Origin of the sequence: Polynucleobacter sp. Latsch14-2, assembly GCF_018881925.1 — a bacterium.
Classification (GTDB): domain Bacteria; phylum Pseudomonadota; class Gammaproteobacteria; order Burkholderiales; family Burkholderiaceae; genus Polynucleobacter.
Genome location: NZ_JACVPL010000032.1, coordinates 1 through 3,615 on the forward strand (window position 1 = coordinate 1; position 3,615 = coordinate 3,615).

The following is a 3,615-nucleotide window of genomic DNA, read 5'->3' on the forward strand; positions in this document are numbered from 1 at the left end:
ATAAGGAGCTTAGAATGATCCAAGACCGTTTAAACAACCGACCTAGAAAACGATTAGGATTTAAAACCCCCAATGAAGTATTTATGCAGTCCTTAAACCGTGTTGCACTTCGTGTTTGAATCTACGGAATATTTTAAGTCAGGAGCACCAGTTGGATTTCAAAATTTAATCAAAAATGATCAAATGATCAATAATTTAGTGGCATATGAGAAGATATTTATTGATATTGCAACTACAGGTGATCATCTAAAAATATTGAAATATTTCTTGGATGATCCTTATTACAAATTGGTTCCAGATGAGGACCCTAATTTTGTACTTGCACAGCTAAATGCTCGGGCTGGAAATGTAGCGTTACCATTTCATGTTGACACTCGAATGGTGACTGAGGGGTTTTCAACCTGGTCTGTGCAGGGGTTTTTTGCAATAGGGGATGTAGGACTAAAGAACGGTTGCTTAATGGTGATACCTGGGTCTCACAAAAGCGGAAAATTTCCATTAGAGGGTGCAACAGACTATAAAAAATCATTGGATATTGAAATTAGGCCCGGTGATTTAGTTTTATTTTCAAGCCAGCTTCACCATGGAACAAGGGAATATGATTCGATGTCAGGGTCACCAGCATGGACTATTTTACTTACATATAGATGCTGGTGGTGTAAACAACAATTCAGTTTATATGAGCTCGTAGATCGAAAAATATTTAGTGACTTGACAAATAATCAAAAGCTATTATTAGGCGCAGCAAGTGTTACTCCATCGAAAATTAACGCATCTTCATCATCTCGAGTTGGGTACGATGGTATGTGGAGACCGGTAAATAAGGGTATCGAATATGAATAATGACTTAATAAGTAAGTTCAATAATGATGGATTTTTGATTGCGAAGGATTTAATAGATAAAAATGAAATTAAGAATGTAACTCTAAATATTAAAAAAACTTTTGATCATGTTCTAGGAAGCGTAGGTTCATCCCCTGGAGTTGATTTAAAGGAGAGCATGCAAAGACTTTTCGATGTGAGTATTGAAAAATACTTAGCAGTTACTTCATCATTGTGGAGGAAGCAGGTAGTTAGCGATTTTCTGAATTTTCCTAGCATTAGAAATTATCTATTTGATAATTTCGGCTGGAGAGATATTTATTTGCCAGGGGGGCAAGTAGCCCACGTAATGGGTGATAAATTAAAAATACCCGGCGGATATTATGGGATCTCAGTTCATCAAGATTGGCCTTCTGTTGGGGGCTCAAGAGATGGGTTAGTAATATGGATACCATTAATGGATGTTGATCAAAATAATTATCCACTTGAGGTTATAGCAGGAAGCCATAAATATGGAATGTACCCATTAAAAGGAGATGAGCACTCCCCATGGGAGATTGATCCTAAATCATATGCGGTGAATGAGTTTGAGGCTGTAAAGGTTCAAGAGGGGGACGTAATCTTTATGAGCTACTTTACGGTTCATAGAACCGGGTTATGTAGCAAGGGGGACGGGAGTTTTCGTATTGCGTTAAGCACAAGATACGACAATGCTGATGAGGAGTCCTTTATCCAAAGGGGGTATCCAACGGCATATACTCGTAGCGTAAATCGAATTTTGAATGATAAGTAAATGCGTTTTTTGAATTGGTTTAAATCTATGGCGAGCATAAATAGGTCACTATTTTGATGTTCAACAACACAAAATCAAATGATCAAAAACAAATTTTTGAATTGCTGAGTACGCTATGGGGTTACGTAGATCGCCGTCGTAGAAATCAATTTTTATATTTATTTCTCTTAATGATTTTGGCTTCTTTTGCAGAAATCATCTCTATTGGCGCAGTAATTCCATTTTTAGGCGTACTTACTTCCCCAGAAAAAATATTCCTTAACGATAATTTTTCATCATATTTAAGATGGTTTGAGATAGATCAAGCCAGTGAATTATTGTTACCGGTAACGATAATTTTTTGTATATCAGCACTTTTATCAGGCGTTATTCGGCTCATCCTGCTGTGGATGACCATGAGGCTTTCATTTGCTACTGGTGCAGATTTGGGCATTCAGATATACCGCAGGACGCTTTACCAGCCATATGCCGTGCACGTTTCGCGTAACAGTAGCGAGATAATTTCCGGAATAACCAATAAATCTACGGCGGTTATGCATCAAATACTCAGCCCTGTTTTGTTGATTTTAACTGCCACTTTAATGATTCTTATGGTGATCGTTGCCCTATTTTTAATCCAGCCTATAGTTTCTTTAGCATCTTTTTTTGGATTTGGGATTATTTATTTGGGTATTTATGTTTTGACTAAAACAAGACTGGAGAGAAATAGTCGACTTATTGCGAAAGATTCAACGCAAGTAATTAAATCTTTGCAGGAGGGGTTGGGTGGAATTAGGGATGTGCTGATTGATGGTAGCCAGGAGGCTTATATGAGAAGCTATGAAGCGGCCGATTTATCACTTCGTAGCGCTCAAGCTAGCAATCAGTTTATTAGCAATAGCCCTAAATTTATTATGGAGTCCATGGGAATGGCGCTCATTGCCCTAATTGCATTTGGGATCTCAAGTCGGGGAAATAATTTACTAGGTGCGATCCCACTCCTTGGGGCAATGGCTTTGGCTGCACAAAGAATTTTACCCCTTATGCAGCAGTTTTATAACTCCTGGACCACCATCAAAGGCAGTAAAGATGTACTAGTTGATGTCCTGCACTTACTTGCCCAGCTCATTCCCGATAATCAGGCTAAGGCTTTGCATACGTATGTCGAATTTAAAAAGGAAATAACTTTAGACGGAGTCTTTTACCGATATGGAGAGACGGGCCCTTGGATTATTCAAAATGTTAGTTTGAAGATAAAAAAAGGATCTCGCGTTGGTTTTATTGGTGCCACTGGAAGTGGCAAAAGTACGTTGATAGATATATGCATGGCTTTGTTAACTCCAAATATTGGGCAGTTAAAAGTTGATGGCCAGGCCATCACACCAATTAATAGCCGATCATGGCAGGATAAGATCGCACATGTTCCGCAGTCAATTTATCTTGCAGATTGCACAATTGCAGAAAACATAGCCTTTGGAATTCCAAAGTCCATGATAGATTTTAGTAGGGTTAGATTAGCAGCTGCCAAGGCTCAAATTGCTGAAACGATTGAATCGTGGGATGGTGGTTATAGTACCTTAGTCGGGGAAAGAGGGGTTCGATTGTCTGGCGGTCAGCGACAAAGAATTGGAATTGCTAGAGCGTTGTATAGGCGTGCAGAAATAATCATATTCGACGAAGCCACAAGTGCGCTTGATGGTGATACTGAGGCGAGTGTCATGAGCGCTATCGATGGGTTGGGGTCAGATCTAACCGTGCTAATTATTGCTCATAGGCTAAGCACTTTAAGTGGATGTACTAAGGTGCTTGAAATGTCCCGAGGGGAATTGTTACGCGAATGTTCTTATCAGCAGATTAAAAATTAAAATAGGTGAATTTCATTGCTGGAATGGTTGGTGGATTCAACCACGAAGTGCAACTTTGAACAACTAGGTAAGGAGGCTAAGGATGTTTTAGTATCCAAAGCTTCTAGACCTGCAAGTCAAAGTAGCCATGACCTATCAACACCTTAGCCAAACTGA

At 39.1% G+C, this 3,615-nt stretch carries 3 protein-coding genes and 1 pseudogene; all 4 read left to right on the forward strand.

The window, feature by feature from the left end; all coding sequences use genetic code 11:
* Positions 1-119, forward strand: a pseudogene (locus tag ICN46_RS12075) (IS30 family transposase); the annotation flags it as partial.
* Complete coding sequence (locus tag ICN46_RS11755; RefSeq protein ID WP_216209072.1) at positions 112-843, forward strand: phytanoyl-CoA dioxygenase family protein; 732 nt, start codon at positions 112-114, stop codon at positions 841-843. The pseudogene ICN46_RS12075 and the gene ICN46_RS11755, both read left to right, overlap by 8 nt.
* Positions 836-1,615: a phytanoyl-CoA dioxygenase family protein gene (locus ICN46_RS11760; protein ID WP_216209075.1), complete on the forward strand. Its 780-nt coding sequence runs from the start codon at positions 836-838 to the stop codon at positions 1,613-1,615. Before ICN46_RS11755 ends, ICN46_RS11760 begins: the two co-directional genes overlap by 8 nt.
* A gap of 56 nt (positions 1,616-1,671) precedes the next feature.
* A complete protein-coding gene (locus tag ICN46_RS11765; protein ID WP_216209078.1) occupies positions 1,672-3,459 on the forward strand; it encodes an ABC transporter ATP-binding protein in 1,788 nt (595 codons plus the stop codon).
* The last annotated feature ends 156 nt before the right edge of the window (positions 3,460-3,615 follow it).